The following is a 19453-nucleotide window of genomic DNA, read 5'->3' on the forward strand; positions in this document are numbered from 1 at the left end:
ACAATGATTTTCTTAAATCTACATATTTGAATGTACAAGAAATTGAAGAAGAGTATAGAGCCTATGCAGGTGAAATAAACAAAAAAATAATAGCTATAAATAACATATTGAAAAAAAGTAAAAAGCATTTTGCATATAGAGTTAGAGATGAGATTCTATATTACATGGTTGAAAATAAAAAGTTAGCGTTATTGGATGAAGATATTGCTTTTGATTATCAGATAATGCAAAAAATATTACCCGCTGTAAATGGTAGTGAAGCTATTATTAAAGATATATTAGTTGATTTATATAATGTATGCATAGGAAAAAATGCTGTGTTATCTGAAACGGATTATTTAGAGGATGCACAAACTTATTTAAAAGATGCAATATATATAAAAAGTGCAGCAAAAATAATAGATATGTTAAGAGGATATAAATATGATGGGTTTTCAACATTCTGGTTCTAGCACTACTCTTTTATATATAGAAACTGAGGATTTTAAACTATATATTACAGGGAAAGCAGAGAATAAAAAGTTTAATGCAATAAATGCAAATATAAATATAGAAGCACACTTATGTGTGGATACTTGTTGCGAAAGGATTATTAAAACTATAAATGAATCAGGAGAACTAGATATAAATGAAAGCAATTCCATGAAACCTAGTTTTTTTGAGGATGGTAATTATCAATTAATTGTTGAAAAATTTAACAATGATTCTATTACTATATATCATTCAGATAAAGAAATTAGAGAGAGCATTATAGCTATAGGAAATAATTACTATGGTAGTTTTTCTTTTAATGGTGATATAGGTCATTCTACATTCAGGATTAGAAAAAATAACAAGGAAATACTTACTCTAACTGTAGAGGTTTTCCCATCAAAGGTTGATTATCTAAAAGATTATAAGGAAATCTTAAATGAAGTAAATGAAGAAATATCCTCTTTGGTTTTTGATTTTCTTGGAAAGACCTTTCAACAGGCAACCTTAAAGGATGTATCAAAGCAAACTGGAGTAGAATTTACAGAAATATTACTAGGAATATATGATAAGTTTGAAAAAGCATTAAATCTAATTGAAAAACATCCAAAGCACGGAGTATTGAATAAGGAAAATATTAAAAATATAGATAAAGTAAAAAGAGTTTCAAGAAGTTCTGCAAATTATATAAGAAAACATAGCAATTTGTTACAACAGAGTGACAATGGCTTTATTGAAATAGATTCAAATAAGTATATACCATTAAAGGTAGTAGAGAATAAAAAAGTTACTACCATTGATATTTATGAAAATCAATACGTAAAATACATTATTAAAACAGTTATACATAGAGTTAGAAATATTAAAGAAAATATACTGCGCTTGTACGGAATTGAAAACAATTACTATACATCACTTAACAATTTTGAAAATAGGCTAATTAAACACCAAAATGGATTTTTTAAAGATATATCTGATTTACATGGAAAAAGAAGCATGTCTTTAGTGTTTAAAATGTCCTTTGGATACAGAGAAATATTTTATTATTATATGATGCTTAAAAAAGGTCTGGATATTAGTGAAGGCTTGTATAATATTACGCCAAAGAAACTTTGGAATTTATATGAAATATGGTGCTATTTAAAGCTTCATAAGCTATTAAAGGAACTAGGTTTTACCACATTGAAAAATGGAATTATAGAAGCCAAAGATAATGGCATAACCTTATCCCTTACAAGAAATAAAGAATCAAAGATTACATATTGTAATAGCACAGGGAAGAACCTTGAACTTTGGTATAACAAGGCTTATTCTCATTTGCCAACAACTAATCAGACACCAGACACCGTTTTATGTCTTAGAAATATGGATAGAAGCGATAGGATATATATTTTTGATGCAAAATATCGATTATCAGTGGATAGAAATAATGCTATTGGCCCAATGGAAGAAGATATAAATGTAATGCATAGATATAGGGATGCTATAGTAAGTGAACTGGATGATAGCCTTCAATTTAAATACAATACCTTTGGAGCATATGTAATGTTCCCTTATAGCAATGAAAGTGAATTTATAAAACATAGGTATTATAAAAGTATAGAAAAAGTAAATATTGGGGCTTTTCCTATGTTACCAGGAAGTACTAGCCTGATAAAAAACCATCTTTGCAAAATAGTAAGTGAATCCTATATTGAATCTACAACAAAGCTTCCAACTTATGAAGTAGAAGATGATTACCCGAGGTTTAAGAATACAAATGTTATGATTGCAAATATAAGTAATAAGCAGCATTTAGAAGCTTATAAGCAAAATAAATTTTTTCATATACCTTCAAATAAGCTATCAAATGTAAGATTAGGAGTAGAATATATAGCATTTTATCAGTCGAAAAACTCTTTTGGAGATACATCCGGTATATATTATTATGCAAAAATAAAAGAAGTAAGAAAATATAAAAGAAAGGATTGCTCTGAGCTTCCAGTTTTAAGAGGGAATGAAGAACAGGACTATTTAAGATTTGAACTAGAAGAAATTTTTTCTGTAGGACCTATAAAAACTGTTGAATATGGGGTAGAACTTATTACTTATACTACATTATACCTTTTGAAAAATGCAGAAACATTGCATGAGCTTCATTTTAAAAACAGGCTAGAAATTGAATTATATAAGGTGTTAAAAGAGATTTGTGTAGAGAAAAAAACTAGGATTAATAGAAGAGTGGGGTATTTTTTAGTTGGTGGTGTTAGGATTGAGATATTGAATGGTAAGAAGGTTAGGATTGAGGATGAGGTAGTTGAGTGGAGAGAGATAAGGGAGAAGGTTAGTTATTATTTGGAATGTAAGAGAGATAAAAATAAATGAGAACACTCACTTTATTGTGGGTGTTTTTTATTTTGCAAAGAAATAAGCTATCATTATTCAACAATTTCACATCCATACTTTTCCACGAAATTGTAAAACTTTGAAGGAATTTCAATATATTTGTAGAATAACTGTATAGTAGATAAAATGGAGCGGAATTGGTGAGTGTTGCTAAGAAGCTAAATTACTTATTGACAGTATGTCTAAAATGGGCAGTGCGCGCCTTGTTTCCGAACAATCTATATAGAAATATATAATAAAATCGGACTACTAGTGAAGGATAAAAGCAAGTAGAACTCGTCATTTGAATCGGCAGGGGAAGTACCTGCCTGAACCCGTGTGAGGGGTTACAAAATTTCTAATACTCCGACGTGCCCAAACAATAGCATGTTTGATGTGCGAAGCTCGGTGAAGTTGCGAAAAATATTATCTGTGATGATAATAAGTACGCTGGGAGCTAAAAAACAGTCATGCTTAGAATGTCTTAAAGACTGGCGAATAACCGAAAGTACGGCTCGTAAATTATAGGGTTTCAAATAAGAAGAAACTCGCCCCATGTGGGATACTGTCGTTGAATTACATATACTTCGGTGGAATTTAACTGAAAACCGTAAAGGTCCAAGGCTTTTAATATAGAAATCACACTAATTGAAAGTGACAGTCGGGTTAAAGGGTAGAGCTAAAACTGTTATGCAAAGCTAAAGTGACGGGAACAAGGGAACTGCAATAGGATATGTGAGAAAACGTAATGGGTGATGTACCAGTTCTAATCAATAGGAAATGATTGGTGAAATTGCAGGGCAACTACTTAAAATTTGAAGTAGAAGTTTTAGGAAACGACTTGGAAATTCACATTAAAAAATAGCTGTATAGATGGAACGCCGTATGATGGGAAACTATCACGTACGGTGTGAACCGTGGGAAAGGCGACTCTGACTACCACCTTTGGTGGTAAAAGCGGTGGCTCACCTGTCGGTATTGGCATAAAGATTAGATTATTATACCAACGATTGATGTTTATTTTAAAGAGCAGGTTTTGAAAATTACTTATTTAAAAAAGCAATTAATATTTTATAAGGAGGAAATGTAAATATGCCAGAATGTAATCTAGAATGGGATGCAACGCCAAGCTGGAGCGGATACAACTATCAGGGAAAAGTAGCTCTGTATGTAGTTTTAGATAAGCTATGCGAACTTTACATGGTTGGGAAAAGAGCTGAAATATCGGATTGGAGTCTTGAGTTAGAGTGGATTGAAGACTTTTCATTAATGCATAAAAGTGGTGATGGGAATGATTGTAAATCGATTCATCAAGTTAAGGCACTTGATACAACTGAAATAAAGGATTATGGAGAAGCTATTTTTGGATTAGCTGCAAAAGTTATCGAATATAATACTATTGATGAAGCTTATTTACATACTTGGAAACCTATTAATATAGCTGATGCTGATTGGAAAATTAACATAAAAATACTTGCTAATAGACACCGTAAAGAAACTGACCTTATATCAAAAATGGAAAAACTGTTAATTGATAATGCAGAGTTTACTAATACTTTTAATAGGATACTAAAACCAAAGTCTGGATCTGCTCCGGATATAATAAAAAGAATACAACCCAATATAGAAGGTAAGATTACTATTGAAACCGTAAAAGTTGCTATAGAAAAGGCAATAGTATTTGGAAAACAGGACAGTACTAGATTTATGGCAAAACTAACGGATGAATGTATATCTAAAATTCATCTATTTAGTTATGGAGATTCTAATCACTGCGATTTAGATGCCATTAAAGGTAAGATTCTAGAGAAAACTAATAAACACCTTGAGCTGCAAGGAGGTGGATGGAGAAGATCCGATATAAGATATAAGGATATCATATATCATTATTTAATGGCGGAAATTGATAAAAATGTTGTTGAACGTCATAAGACTTACGCACAAAATAATAAGATTACAATACCATTTGAAGTGTTTGAAAATATATTGAAAAGTCAAGAATTAAGTGATCACTCAAAAGAGTACTATCTATTCCACTTGAAGAATAAGTTTTTTGAACTACATGACGATTACTGCAAAAGATGTACAAAAAAAGATGAAGATATACAGATTTGTTTAAGTTGTAATTTAGTTGTAGCAATTGATGATGTTAAAAATATGGATATAGAAACCTTTGAAAAATTTTGTAGAATATTATGTCCGGATGTAAAAGGTAAAATGGATGCTATTGAAGTGTTTCAAAGAATATTTGAATCAAATGGAGTAAACTCCTGTTTTTTTAGGGCATTAAGAGCTATTAAAAAGGAATATGAAATTAAAAGAGAAATGATTAGATACACTTCAAAGGATAAAAAGACTCTATTGCTGACTTCATTGGCAAATAATGGTACGGACAATGATTCTTCGCATGTTTGCCTTAATATTATTCAAAACAAAGATATAGATTGTATACTAATGGATATAGATGAGTTAGTAAGTAAAGATTTTAACGAGGAATCTATTTGGGAATGCGCAAATAAAATAGGACAGATTGATGAAGTTTCCGAAGGTGGCTTTAACTATTCCGACCATATATGCCATTGCAAGAAAGTTTCTATTAAGCCCATAGACGATGTTATAAGGAGGTTAAGCAATGATTGAACGTGTAATTCTAAACATATTAAAGGAAAATGGTTTTGATGGATATGAGGCACTTCTAATAGACTATATAAAAAATTCAGTTTTTACTTACCGAAAAAATGATACAAAAATTGAATTTTTCATAGTTGTTTCTATAGATCAAAAAGACTTTCTATCTATTGATGAAAATAAAATATTTTCAGATATTAACAAATCCTTAAAAAACACTTTATCTTACACAGCGGAAGTGGATAAAAATACCTCGTTAGTGCTTTGCGTGGCAAAAGATAGCAAGCTAACATCATTTGATGAATTAGAAAAAAAGGAGTTGCGAATTGAGGAAAATCCATATTTCTTTAAAAAATATGTTTTAACATATGATGAAAAAATTGCGCAAGAGGTATTTGGAGAAGTGCTAAAAACATATAATGAATCATCAAGTTTAACGAAATATATTGAAAGTATTGTTACTAATCCAGAAAGATTTAGAAACTTTAAAATAAATGCAATTAATAATGAAGATTATATGCTACTTTCAAAGATCGTTATGAAAGTTCCTGTAATGCCAGTTAAAGTTCCAGACAATCAATCAATTAAATCTTTAGAAAGTATGATACAAGACAATGTTATTTCAAAGAACCTACAAAAATCTCAAGGTTTGGTAGCAATTTTATCTAGTGAGAATAGTAGAGAAAATGTAGAAAAAGATGATATCTCACAAATAATTGATTATTGGTTAAAGGAGCAAGTATAATGAGTAACTATAGGATTTCAAGAATATATTTAGATAATTATAAACTATTTGTCCAAAGAGAATTAATTTTTACTGATTGCTCTTTAGCTGTTTTTGATGGACCAAATGGATATGGAAAAACAAGTGCTTTTGATGCTATAGAATTGTTAGTAACTGGAAATATCAAAAGAGTTTCGGATAATTCAAGCATATTAAAAACTGAAGCTTATGAAACTGTATTTATAGCTGGTAATCCTAAAAAAGATGTGATAATAAAAGGGGAATTTATATCAGATGATAAGACTACTTTAGTTATAGCCAAGGTGATACCTGCCGCAAGTAAAATCAAAAAAGGAAAGAAAAATAATCCTACAAAATTGGGTGAATTGACGAACACTTATATCTTGCCATCATATGAAACTAATGATTATGATGACATATATAAATGTGACCATGCGGATGTTATAAGTAAGTTCGGTAATGATGTAATTTCCTTTTTTGACTTATTTTATTATATTAAACAAGAAGATAGGCTAGATTTTTTGAAAAAAACAGAAAAAGATAGAATGGCTGGAATTAACCGACTTTTTAATATGCAAAAAGAAAAAAAAGATTTAGACAATGCTAATAAGGTAATTCGGCAATTTAATAAACTACTTAAGGATTTAGAAGGTATAATAAGTAGTAAAGAAACTGAAATCAAAGGGATAGAGAATACCTTACAAAATAACACTAATAGTGATGTAAAATATGAAAAATTACTCTTTTGGAAAAAAGAAACTGAAATTTGGGATGAACAAGTTATATTAATTAATGATACTAATAAAAAGGATGAAATCATTAATAATATTAAAGGAATACAGCTATTTATTCAGAACTATAATGAGTTTTCAATCGAGCAAAAAAATAATTGGTGCAGTTCTTGGTTGGATAAACAAAACCTTTTCAGATATTACATGATTCTCTATCTGTTCAAAGACGATATTGATAACACTAAGGCTACATTAGCTTCACTTAAATTTTTGAAGCAACAAGTGCAATTATTTTCGGATGCTAACTACTTGAGCATTAACTTTGCAAAAGTAGCTGAAACATTAAAGATAAGTGCTAATATACAATTAATAAATGAAATTGTTTCGCAAATAGCCAACTATGATAAAAGTTCAAATAGTTTAGCAAAAGCGGCTAGTGAGCTGAATCAAGCGAGGGAAATCCTTAATACTAAGTCACTAGCGTTCGCTGAAACACAATCAACTGATGGACGATGTTCCTTTTGTGGATATGATTGGGGAAGTAGTAATGAGCTAGCAAAACATATATCTAGAACTTCAGAATCATTTAAAAACTTCTCCGATGAAAGTACACTTCAAAAGGATAGTAAAATTGCAGAGTTAAAAAATATTTATGTCGATCTGTTCTTACCAGAAATTAATAAATATTTCGAGAAGCATAAAATTTTGGATAATGATCAGTTTGAATATATTTTTAATCCTAAGAATAAGGTGGAGGAAACGTTCAATTCTTTCGTTGAAGGCTGTACTAAGTATAATATAAATATTGAAAAGTATATGGTGGAGCGCAATAGCCTAACTGCAAGTGAAAACATAGTCCAGGAGTTTGTAAGTGAACTTTCAACTTCAATAAAGCCACTTACAAACGAATATATTGCCGCTCGTAGTACAAATGATTTCTATAAAATTTTTAATAGTTACTTTAATGAAAACACTTATAATATAAACATAACTACGTTAGAAAAAGTACAAAATAAGGTAGCATATATTGAGTATAATTATTATAATACTACCTTTGAAAAAATTGAACAATTAAGAAAAGAACTATCTAAAAATGTAGGTGTAAAAAATATTTTAAGTGAAGAAATCATACCTGAGACAATTCAATATAAGGAAGTCCTAAAGAACAGTATTGAAAAATATCAAAATCAGGTTATTAAGAATATAGAAATTCCATTTTATATATACAGTGGAAGGATTATGCAGAGTTATCAGGGGGGACTTGGAATCTTAATTAAAGAATCTGATAATAGTTCAGAAACAGAAAATGAGTCAGGTTTAAACAGTATTAGGTTTATATGCCCATCCAGACCAGCTCATGATATTATGTATACTTTAAGCTCTGGGCAGCTATCGACTGTAATTATTTCTTTTACGTTAGCACTAAACAAGATTTACTCAAATGATAAATTTAAATGTATTTTTATTGATGATCCTGTTCAAACAATGGATGAGTTGAATATTGCATCTTTTGTGGAATTGATGAGAAATGAGTTTCAAGATAGACAAATCATATTATCTACACATGAGGATACGTTCTCACGATATGTTAGGTATAAGTATTCAAAGTATGGATTGAAGGCAAATTCAATAGCTTTAAAAAGTAACTAAGTATACAAATAGCAAATTATTGGTATGATTGATAATCAGTTTTTCAACTACTTATCAGGCTAATAATGGGTATTTGATGTAGTTACAATAAAACATATAAGTGCTGAATGAAATTTAGGATAATGAATGGTGAACCGTATCATAAGTAAGTGAGGTTTTTGTCCTTAGGCATTGAGATTACTTGTCTAAGGTTGTTTTTATAAATAAAAATACCGTATCACAAGTAAGTAGATAAAATGCTTCTAATATACAATATTTAAGTTAATGATTTGAAATGTAGACCAATATTGTTAATATAAACCTAATAATATATAATTAGATAAGGAAGGTGGTGGTACTATGAAAATCAATAGGATTTTTAGAAGTTTTAAAACTTGCTCCTGCAAAGACTACAATGAAACAAAAAGCAATGCTTTACCAGGAGCCTAATTTAAAAAATGCTTTAAAATAGATGTTAATTAACTTAGGTTCTTTTAGCACATTACTGAGTTTTTAGTAGTTTTTGCAATCAAATCTATAAAAATAGAGGAGGGCAAGACGTTGAAATATATTAATGGAAATAATGTGTTACCAGAAGAGATGATAAAAGCCATACAAGAATATGTTGATGGAGAATTTGTTTATATACCAAGAAAAAATGATAATCATAAAGCTTGGGGAGAAAAAAGTGGTACAAGAGATATGTTAAAAAATAGGGATATTGAAATTTTTCAAAAGCATAATGAGGGCATGAATGTAATAATGTTAGCACAGATGTATTACTTATCAGAGCAGAGTATAAGACGTATTATAAGAGAGAAGAAGAGATTATGCGCATAATTAAGACATAACTATTTATGAAATTGAAGGTTTATTTAAAGTCATGATATGATTTCTTTAGAGCGTTCTATAAGAAAAATTTATCTGATTTTAGGTAGACATTGTAAGTTGAATTTCAAATTTAATATAATGTCCTATTTATAATCAGCATGCTAATTAAAGTGAGAATTAGCATGCTATTTAAAGTGAGAATTAGCATGCTATTTATTTTTAAATTTATATTATTAAATGGAGGGTGAGATTTTGGAGGTTAAAGTAGTTTTGGCAAATGAAGAACATGCAAATATTATAAAGAATATTTATCCATTGTATTTGCATGACATATCAGAGATTTATGGAAATGTACCTAATGAATATGGGATTTACGAGGATGAGCCTATCAAAACATTAATTGAGCAATATGATGTTCAAAATACTTGGTTTAAAAATCCTAATTATCTATTCCCATTTATTATAATGGTGGATGGAAAACCAGCTGGATTTGACTTGGTATCAACTGGTGAATTTGCACCAGAAGGAATGGATTATTACGTTTATGAGTTCTTTTTATTAAGACCATATAGGGGAAAAGAGATTGCATCCATTGCAGCAAAGCAGATATTTGATAAATTTTCAGGAAAATGGGGATTATATGTGGCTCCACCAGCGATAAATCAAAGGGCAGAAAAGTTTTGGAGAAAAACTATTAGTGATTATACTAAGGGTAACTTTGAAGAAAAGCAGGGGGCAACATTTGATGGAGATAAACTAATATTTACATTTAATAATACATCCAAATAGATAGTAAATTTAAGTTATTTCAAGAGGTGTAATTAAAAACAAATTAGTTGGGGGATTTATAAAATGAATTTAAATGAAACAAAACTAGAAAGAATAACAGTAGACTCAAAAGCAAAGCTAGAGAATTTAATGAGCATATATTTACACGATTTATCAGAGTTTGCAGCTGATTTGAAAATTAATGAGGAGGGAAGATTTGAATATGATGGTTTAGAATTGTATTTTAAATCAGAGGATTTAACTCCTTATTCTATAATTTATCAAGGTGAAGTGGCAGGTTTTATTCTCTTTAATAAGGGAAAATACGTTCAAAAAGATATTGATTATGTTATTCATGAGCTATTTATATTAAAGGGGTTTAGAAAGAAGGGTATAGGCAGTGCTGCAATTAGAATTTTGTTAGATGAATGTAAAGGAAAATATAGAATAGTACAAATATCAACGAATAAGACAGCAGTGAATTTTTGGATAAAATTTTATGAAAAGCAAGGTATTAAATATATAGAATCAAAAGAAAAACTTGATGATTTAGAAGGAAATGTTCAGATATTTAATGTGTAATCAAAGACAGATACCACATTCAAGTAGCAGAAATTACTATAGAAATCATTAAATTTTGATAGAGTAAAAAACTATAAGAGTGGTTACCTGCTTAGATAAATCAATAAGTATGTATATTAAAGCAGGATTTGTAAGAGTATTAGAGAAAGCTAGGTAATTTATGATTTAGAATTATATCGTAATTGTGTAGATTTTATACATAAGGATAAAATAGGAAAACCTCACTTAAAGAGGATACGGAGAACCGTACCATAAGTAAGTGAGATTTTTAGTCTTAACCATTGATATTACTTGATTAAGACTAGTTTTGTTAGGAGAGATGCCGTATCATAAGTTAAAGGTAATTAGTTGTATAATTTTTAAAAAGGCTCTATTTTAAATAAATATTGATTTTGGAAACCTTATTTATTAAGGAGCTAAAGTTTGTCCAAAATTAAAAATAATACTTTAATTTGTAAATTTATTTTTTATGAAAATGGTGATATAATAGCGGAGTATGTAATAAAATAAAGGCATGGGGTAAAAAATGATGTTTGGTATAATTTTAACTTTATTTATAGCATGGAAAATCTATGAATATGTGTATTATAAGGGGGAAAATTTTGAAAAATTAAAAAAAGGTTTGAATAATTATATCGTAAGTTGCAATGAGTTAAATGAGCATATTGAGGAACTCAAAGAAACTTATTCAGAGGTTAGAAAAATTGACTATGGGACTGCGCAATTAAATGATGCAAGTAGATATAATTTTAAAAGAAAAGAACAATTAAAAGCAAAAAAATCAGAATATATTTATGAATGTTCTGCATCTGTATGTAAAAATGCTGAAATGCAACCTTTTAAATATTTATGCAAGTATTTTAATATAAAATCAGATGAAGAATCACTGGAAAGTTTTGAAAATGTTTTAAATAATTTTTCTGCTGCCGAAGAGGGAAAACAATTACTTAGTAATGAACTTGAAAAGATTAAAGAATCTATTAAAAATGATGTACCATTTCTTATTAGAACATTTAACATGAAAAAGTTTATGCTAAAGTTAGGCTTTAAAGTAATTGATTTTAGTACATTATATTTTCCAGTTTACACATTCAGATATGTAAGTCCTGGTGGAAATAAATCCACTCATTGTGATATTAAATTAGATATAAATAATCTAAATAATTTTGTAGAATATTTTTCAGGGATTGTTAAATTTAAAAAAAGTGCAGCAGGACAAAGAGCATTAATGACTTCAAAGTTAAGAGAAAAGATAAAACAAAGGGATAATTATACTTGTCAAAAATGTGAGTTATCTACAAATGATGAAAGAAATCTATTGCTAGAGATTGACCATATAATGCCAATTTCAAAAGGTGGTATGTCTACAGAAGAAAATTTGCAAGTACTTTGTTGGAAATGCAACCGTACAAAGGGTGCAAAAGTAAATAGTTAAGTCTTAATGGACTGGTAATTCAGTCCTTTTTTATAACATTACTAGGTTTATGGTTATAAAAATAATTGAATCTGTTTTAAATGTTGATTTTAGAAACCTTATTTATTAATGGTTTAAAGCTAGTCCAATAATAAAAAATAATATAGTTTAATCTATTAGAATTATAGTGTAATATCAACATAGTATTAAAACACAGCCTTAAAAGAAGCTTTGTAATCACGATAAATTAAGAGTAAAATTTATCGTGTTATATGATAAAGTACAACAAGGAAGTATGGTTGGAAATCAAATATTATTAAATTGCCACAAAAATCGGATATATTATCAAGAAGAAGCTGTTCCAAGTTTCTTCTATGGGGTCAGACTCCGTTACACAAATTAGTAACGTAGTGGACAAGTTCTGTTTGTTAATAATGAATTGGAACGGGTTACAACTTCCGAGGAGGATATGGAGTTGATATTTGGTGAGTTATTTCGCTAGAGGCATAGTAAATAATAAGCAGTGTATTTTAAGAATAATAAAGGGCATTCAATTTTTGGTTGAGTGCTTTTTATTATGCTTAAAATTTATTTTTTATTGAAAATATTGGAATAAAATGTTATAATTAGTTAGAAAATGAAAACAAATAGAGTGAAATAGAAAGCATAGTCATTTAATTCCATAGTGGTGTTACTTGCTATGGAGGGCTTTGTATAGTTATTAATAAAAATTTAAAATATTATAAATAAATTAGACATTAGTAGAATTAATTAGAATAATTTGTTAAACTCAAATCATAGAATATTTAAATTTGTTTAAAGTAAGGCAATATTAAAGTAGTAGATGCTATTAAGTTATTTTTAAAAGACATGTATTTATATATTACAAAAGCATAAGTTAGAGGTGTTATAATGGTTTACAATCCAAGTAATAAAGAATCAATCGAGGACTATGCAAGACTATTATTAGATAAAAACCTATCTACTGTCCTAGGCCTTGATTTTATTCATAGATTCAATAATAAAGATTCAAAAGGTAGATTAGGACAAGTTGTAGAAGAAGAGTATTTTGGATATAAAGTTAATTCCAGAAAGGAAGCTGATTTTAAAGAAGCTGGAATAGAACTTAAAGTTGCGCCATTAAAGGAAATAAAACCTAAAGAAAATTCTGATTCCTTAAGAGAAAAACAAGGTATTTCAGCTAAGGAGAGAGTTGTTTTATCAATAATAAATTTTATGGAAATTCATAAAGAACAATGGAGTAGTAATTCTTTATTTGATAAATGTGGACAACTATTACTGATGTTTTACATTAATGAAAAGGATAAACCTATTGAAGAATTAATATTTAAGATAATTAATATTTGGAGTCCTTCAGAAGAAGATTTTCTAGTAATTAAAAAAGATTGGGAAATAATTATTAATAAAATTAATGCTGGAAAGGCTCATGAAATTTCTGAGGGAGATACAATGTACTTAGGTGCATGCACTAAGGGAAGTACAGCAGCAAAAAGTAAAAGATCTCAGCCATTTTCAGAAATATTAGCGCCACAAAGAGCATTTTCATTAAAAAGATCATATGTTGATTCTATAATAGAAGAGCTTTTACAAAGAGAAGTATATTTTACAAAAGAAAATGCAAAAGCTATCAGTGCTACATTTAAAGATATATCTTTTGATGAAGTTATACTTAATTTATTTAAAGATTTACAAGGATCTTCGCTAGCAAAAATTATCAGCAAATATGATATTATAAGAGAGAGAAAAGCTAAAAATTTTAATAGACTAATTGTAGATGACATTTGTAAAAAAACTTTTGGTGATAAATTAGATAACTTAGAAGAATTTAAAAAGGCTAATATTGAAGTTAAAACAATACTTCTTAAACCTAGTGGAATGCCTAAGGAGTCTATGTCATTTGAACAAATAGATTATTGTGATATTACTAAAGAAATATGGGAAGAATCATCTATTAGGGATAAATTCGAGAATAAAAAGCATCTATGGATTATATTTAAAGCCACAAAAAACTTTGAGAAACAATCAGAATTAAGTTTAGATGAAATGTTAGTAGATAATATTATGTTTTGGAATATGCCAATAGTAGATTTGGAAGGTAGTATGCACTATGTATGGGAAAATACTGTGGATAAAATATTAGGTGGAGAGTATAACAGTTTTATTAAAATAAGTGACAAGAAAATTGCACATATAAGACCTAAAGGAAAAGATAGTAATGATGTTATGTTAACGCCTCAAGGGAGTTATGAAAGAAAAAAATGCTTTTGGCTAAATGCAAGTTATATAAAAGAGCAAATAGAAAAAGAAGGCTAGAAATTAAAATCTAGTCTTCTTTTTCTATAATATTATGTAGAGTTTTAGCCAGCAATGTAACTATATCCACAACTAAAGCGTTACCCATACAGAAATATCTAAATGAATGAGGCATGCCTGTATTGGTCCAATCAGCAGGGAATCCATTGATTTTTTCGCATTCAATAGGCGTTAACAGACGTAATTTCTTAGTAGTTAAATCTGCTACAACATGGGTACTACGATTTTTGCTTGCTTCGCTAGTAAGCATAGTTCTTGCAGGTTTATCAATAGAATCAGGGAATGATAAAGCGCCCTCTCTAAAAGTATATTTATGTCCCGTTTTAGAAGTTCGTTCTATTGCTTTCCCACCCTTCATGAAGTGCCATTTTTCGAAATCTTCTTCGGAAAGGTAGTATCTTTCATCAACTGATTTTTCAAGTAAATTAAATAATGTTAATGGTGGATTTTTTATTAAATTATTTGGTGTAGTTTTAACTGTAGATATTCTACCATCAAAGCAAACACCTGAGTTTCTAAACTCAAACTCAAAATTATTAGATATATTTAAAATATCTAATATATCTGAAGGATATAAACAATTCATCTCTTTATGAGAAATTTCTTCTTCGGTAAAATCACTAACATTAAATGTTGAGCTAAAGAAGCCCTCAGACTGCAATATAGATTTAACATCTTTTTCTCCTGTAATATAATAATTAGTGCTTTTATGAGCTGCAAATATGAATGTGCGTCTTCTACGCTGTTGGAATCCGTATTCAGCAGCATTTATTACTCTCCATTCAACATAATATCCTAAATTATTCAAACAAGCGAGTATTATACCAAAATCACGACCACGTTGAGAAGTTGGTGATTTTAAAAGTCTATCAACATTTTCAAGTAAAACAAATGGAGGTGTTTTCTCTTTTAGTATTCTTTCAATTTCCCACCATAGGATACCTTTTTTACCATGTATACCTAAAGCACCAGTAGAAGCGACTGAGTAATCCTGACAGGGAAAGCCGCCAACCAGTACAGAATGTTCTGGAATCATGTCTGTTGGTACCTTAGAAATATCGGTATTACTATACTCGTTAATTCCACCATGTTCTTCAAAATGAGTTTTATAACATTCAAAGGCATGTTGAGTTTTTTTATTTGGTTCCCATTGATTTGCCCACACAGTAATCCAGTCTTCGCAGGATTTTTCAAAACCCACTCTGAAGCCACCTACACCAGCAAATAATTCACATATAGTTTTATTCACATTATGACCTCCTTTGTTAGACTTATAAATTATACTACACTTATAACATTATGTGAAGATCAAATTGTAAAATAAAAAATAAAAACCTATAGATTTTCATTAGTTATATGCTTAGAAATTATTTATGTAGCTTTGAAAATAGAAAATCTTTGGAAAGCATAAAACAAGTTTTTGTAGTATCATTATCAAAAAAAGTATTATAAGCATTAGCACCTTTGCCGCCTTTAGGAGCTATTTCTAAAACCTGATTTTCAAAAGAATTTGGACGTGGTAACAAAAGTGAATTCCTTTTCTGAATTGATTCTCTAATGCGATTATAAGACTCTTCAAATAAATCTATGTCATTTGCGTTAAATGTGATTTTTTCAATAGAATCAAGTTTTCTAAAGCCTTGTTTTTCGCCATTAGTACCTTCATAGCATATTACAACTATTGTAACTTCTTCAAAGAAGGTTTTCCACTCAGAATACTCCCATTCTAAATCAAACTCAGATAGTGTTAAATTTCTAAATGATAGTCGCTCTAAAGGGTATCCATTCTTATCAAAACTTGCATTTTTTATTATATAGTTAGTCTTATTAAATAAATCATCTTTACTTGGTAAATCAGAATCTTTACCCAATAATTTATTTGAAATCATTTTATTAAATTGATTAGGTACTGGCAAAGAACGTCTTTCCCCAGTTAACTTTTCCCATATATCGATTTGTGTCATACTAAAGTATGGCAATAAAATTGTATTTATATACTCCGTTACTGTTTTGAATTTAGTAGTGTTTAATTGTTCGGAATTTAAACTTCTTAAAATACCAGTCATGTATGAGTTTTTCAAAGAAAATCCTCGGGATTTAGCATCCATTATTGAATTAGGTTGTTTAACAAGGTTAGCCCCTTGTCCCTTTGTAGCTGCACCTAAATAAGAAGTATCACCTTCTGATAATTTATGGGCTTGGCCTAAAATTACTTTATTTCTTATAATGTTAAAATCATTTCTAAAAATATCTTCATCTATATTCATATTATATAGCTGGAAATTATGAATTAGAAAATCGCCATAGTTAGTGGAATTTTCTTTTTTATATTCATACCAGATTACTAATAGTTTTCTATTTTTTGAAATTAACTTACTAAACTCAAATTTTTCATTAATTATTTCAAAATAGTCAATTTTACTTAATGATAGTCGTTCTTTAGCTGAGAGAGTTTTATTTTTATTACGTACAAATCCAGTAACCTTTAATTCAATTCCCAAATCAGGAAAATCTGCTTTTGCATTATTATTAAGAGGATACTTATAAAAACCAGTTTCAACAATCTTACCTAAAACACCCTTATCCTTAATTCCTTTAGATAAAAGGTTGAGTGTATCAAGTTCTTTGAATGTTTTTCCAATGATATTTTTAGTATACTCTAATAAATTTTTTTCAGTTTTAAATTCCATTATAAGATCACTCCTTGGACTTATTACTTAGTAAAAGTATATGTTATAATAATAGCATATTAATTGGTATAAATTTCATATTTAGGTGTAATAATTTCGATAAAGAAGGGTATGAGGGAAATAAATACTATTGAATTTATAAAGGTTAATTTAGAAAATTAGGCAGGTTAAAATATGATTTTTCAGATGAAGATATTCAGTGTAAAGTTTTAAAGAATAATTTTTTAAAGATGGGAAATAAGCATTTTGGGTATAGAGTTCGTGATGAGATAGTGTTCTATATGCTTGAAAATAAAATTGCTGGGTTACTTTCAGAGGACAACGCCTTTGATTATCAAATTATGCAGAAGGTTCTACCCATAATTACAGGTAGCGAATACATAGTAAAAGAAATACTTATTCAGCTTTTTAATTATTGTAGTCCAAGTGGTGAAATAGCTGATGGTACGGAATATTTAGAAGCTGCTGAAAAGTTTAAAGAGAATGCACTATATATTGAAAGTGCAGATAAAATTATAAAGATGTTAAGAGGTTATGAAGATGGTTTCTCTTCTTTCTGGGGATAATGTAAATATAATTTCTATTAGAACAGATGATTTTACACTAAATTTTATGGGTAGTATAAGTAATAAAAAAGCTGAGGCAATTAAGGCTAATTTAAATATTCCAGCTTTTATAAAGGTCATAAGTGATGAGTATTTAGACGTAGAAACAAGAACACTATGCACAAATGGAGAGCTTGAAGTAAAGGATGGGTATAATATGTTTCCTTGTTTTTTTGAGGATGGAATTTACCAAATTTGGCTGGAGAAAAATACTGAAAGTAGTATTGAGATATACCACATTAGCAGTGACATAAGAAAAAAAATAACCTCTATTGGGAAAAATCTTATAGGGGCTTTCTCCTTTAGTGGAGAGATTGGGTATACTACTTTTAAAATTAAAAAGCAGGGCAGAATAGTCTTAGCGCTGACCATTGAAGTTTTTCCAACAAAAGTGGATTATAGAAAGGATTATTTTGAAATCATGAATGATGTAAATGAGGAAATTGCTTCTTTAGCTTTTGAATTCTTAGGTAAAGCCTATCATAGTTCGGGCCTTTCTGATGTTAAACATCAAACGGCAGCAGAGTTTGTTAATATCTTAAAGATTATATTTGAAAACTTGGAGAGGGCTTTAATTCGTATTGAGAGAAATCCAAAGCATATTATGTTAAACAGCGATATGGTTAATAAATTTGAAAAGGCTAAGAAACCATCTAGAAATTCATTGAATTATTTAAGGAAGCATCCTCATGTATTAGTAAAAAGTAGTAGGGGTTTTATAAATATTAGTCAAGATAAGTATATACCTACGCAGTTAGTAGAAAATAAGAAGATCACCACCATAGACATATTTGAGAATAGGTATGTAAAATATATTTTAAAATCTATAATAAAAAGGCTCTCTATAATTAGAAATACTGTGCAAATTAATTATGTAGTAGATAATGAATATTATACTTTAATATGTAATTTGAAAAAGAAGCTGGAGTTTCATTTAAATTCATTTTTCAAAAATATAGGTGAGTTAACTGGAAGAAAGAGTATGAGCTTAGTATTTCAGATGGCTCCTGGATATAAACAAGTTTATTATAATTATATGCTTTTGAAAAAAGGGCTTACTCTAAGTGAGGATATTTATAATATAACGCCTAAAAAGCTTTGGAAGCTTTATGAAATATGGTGTTATATGAAACTGCATAATATTTTAAAGAATATGGGTATGAAGTAGAAAACTATGGAATTATTGGAGAAAGAGATAATGGATTATCTCTTTTTCTAATTCAAGATAAAGAAGCGGGTATGACTTATTCTAATAATGAGGGAAAGAAAATAGAACTATGGTACAACAAAAGTTATTCAAAGCTGCCAACTGCAAGCCAAAGACCAGATACGGTTTTGTGTCTTAAAAGTTCAGACAATGATGAAAGAATTTATATATTTGATGCTAAATATAGGCTGTGTGTAGAGAGCAACGGTGATATAGGACCTATGGAGGATGACATTAATGTAATGCATAGATATAGAGATGCAATTGTTGAAGAAATGGGTGAAACTATGCAATTTAAATATAAAACCTTTGGTGCTTATGTTATGTTTCCGTATAGTGATGAGAGTAAATTTTCTCAACATAAATATTATAAAAGCATTGAAAGTGTTAATATAGGAGCATTTCCTATGCTACCAGGTAGCACAAATTTAATTAAAAGCATTTAGAGAAAATA

General features: G+C 29.0%; 15 protein-coding genes. 13 read left to right on the top strand and 2 right to left on the bottom strand.

Translation table 11 applies throughout. The annotated features are described in order from the left end of the window. The first annotated feature begins 26 nt into the window (after positions 1-26). The 10 genes from G9F71_RS04600 (at position 27) to G9F71_RS04645 (ending at position 14497) form a co-directional block, all read left to right on the top strand. Positions 27-452, top strand: a complete 426-nt coding sequence (locus tag G9F71_RS04600) for a hypothetical protein (RefSeq protein WP_164951875.1) — start codon at positions 27-29, stop codon at positions 450-452. Further along, positions 424-2835, top strand: coding sequence for a DUF2357 domain-containing protein (locus tag G9F71_RS04605; protein ID WP_164951876.1), 2412 nt, complete (start codon positions 424-426; stop codon positions 2833-2835). Before G9F71_RS04600 ends, G9F71_RS04605 begins: the two co-directional genes overlap by 29 nt. 1092 nt (positions 2836-3927) lie before the next feature. Beyond that, complete coding sequence (locus G9F71_RS04610) at positions 3928-5475, top strand: ABC-three component system protein (RefSeq protein ID WP_164951877.1); 1548 nt, start codon at positions 3928-3930, stop codon at positions 5473-5475. Then, the gene (locus G9F71_RS04615; RefSeq protein WP_164951878.1) at positions 5468-6208 is read left to right on the top strand and encodes an ABC-three component system middle component 1; all 741 of its coding nucleotides are present in this window, start codon (positions 5468-5470) and stop codon (positions 6206-6208) included. Before G9F71_RS04610 ends, G9F71_RS04615 begins: the two co-directional genes overlap by 8 nt. Beyond that, on the top strand, positions 6208-8589 hold the full coding sequence (locus G9F71_RS04620; protein ID WP_164951879.1) for an AAA family ATPase: 2382 nt from the start codon (positions 6208-6210) through the stop codon (positions 8587-8589). The genes G9F71_RS04615 and G9F71_RS04620 overlap by 1 nt, the downstream gene beginning before the upstream one ends. Before the next feature lie 540 nt (positions 8590-9129). Further along, the gene (locus G9F71_RS04625) at positions 9130-9408 is read left to right on the top strand and encodes a CD3324 family protein (RefSeq protein ID WP_164951880.1); all 279 of its coding nucleotides are present in this window, start codon (positions 9130-9132) and stop codon (positions 9406-9408) included. Positions 9409-9651: 243 nt separating this feature from the next. Beyond that, complete coding sequence (locus G9F71_RS04630; RefSeq protein ID WP_164951881.1) at positions 9652-10188, top strand: GNAT family N-acetyltransferase; 537 nt, start codon at positions 9652-9654, stop codon at positions 10186-10188. Between the two features lie 63 nt (positions 10189-10251). Beyond that, the gene (locus G9F71_RS04635; RefSeq protein WP_164951882.1) at positions 10252-10749 is read left to right on the top strand and encodes a GNAT family N-acetyltransferase; all 498 of its coding nucleotides are present in this window, start codon (positions 10252-10254) and stop codon (positions 10747-10749) included. Between the two features lie 526 nt (positions 10750-11275). Beyond that, on the top strand, positions 11276-12184 hold the full coding sequence (locus G9F71_RS04640; protein WP_164951883.1) for an HNH endonuclease: 909 nt from the start codon (positions 11276-11278) through the stop codon (positions 12182-12184). 891 nt (positions 12185-13075) lie between these two features. After that, positions 13076-14497 (top strand): Sau3AI family type II restriction endonuclease, encoded by a 1422-nt coding sequence (locus G9F71_RS04645; RefSeq protein ID WP_164951884.1) that lies wholly within the window; start codon positions 13076-13078, stop codon positions 14495-14497. A gap of 10 nt (positions 14498-14507) precedes the next feature. Here the strand turns inward: G9F71_RS04645 and dcm are convergent, their stop codons facing one another. Then, positions 14508-15746 (bottom strand): DNA (cytosine-5-)-methyltransferase, encoded by a 1239-nt coding sequence (dcm, locus tag G9F71_RS04650; protein WP_164951885.1) that lies wholly within the window; start codon positions 15744-15746, stop codon positions 14508-14510. Between the two features lie 118 nt (positions 15747-15864). Beyond that, positions 15865-17187 carry a MutH/Sau3AI family endonuclease gene (locus G9F71_RS04655; RefSeq protein WP_164951886.1) on the bottom strand — a complete coding sequence of 441 codons (1323 nt, stop codon included), beginning with the start codon at positions 17185-17187 and terminating at the stop codon, positions 15865-15867. Between the two features lie 230 nt (positions 17188-17417). Here G9F71_RS04655 and G9F71_RS04660 point away from each other — a divergent pair, with 230 nt between their 5' ends. Genes G9F71_RS04660 through G9F71_RS04670 form a run of 3 tightly spaced genes read left to right on the top strand, consistent with a single transcriptional unit; the run spans position 17418 to position 19445 of the window. Next, positions 17418-17753, top strand: coding sequence for a hypothetical protein (locus G9F71_RS04660; RefSeq protein WP_164951887.1), 336 nt, complete (start codon positions 17418-17420; stop codon positions 17751-17753). Then, positions 17722-18960, top strand: coding sequence for a DUF2357 domain-containing protein (locus G9F71_RS04665; protein WP_164951888.1), 1239 nt, complete (start codon positions 17722-17724; stop codon positions 18958-18960). Before G9F71_RS04660 ends, G9F71_RS04665 begins: the two co-directional genes overlap by 32 nt. A 14-nt stretch (positions 18961-18974) precedes the next feature. Beyond that, entirely contained in the window at positions 18975-19445 is a 471-nt protein-coding gene (locus G9F71_RS04670; RefSeq protein ID WP_318011102.1) for a nuclease domain-containing protein, read from the top strand. The last annotated feature ends 8 nt before the right edge of the window (positions 19446-19453 follow it).

It is taken from the genome of Clostridium sp. FP2, assembly GCF_011065955.2.
Classification (GTDB): Bacteria; Bacillota; Clostridia; order Clostridiales; family Clostridiaceae; genus Clostridium_AD; species Clostridium_AD tagluense.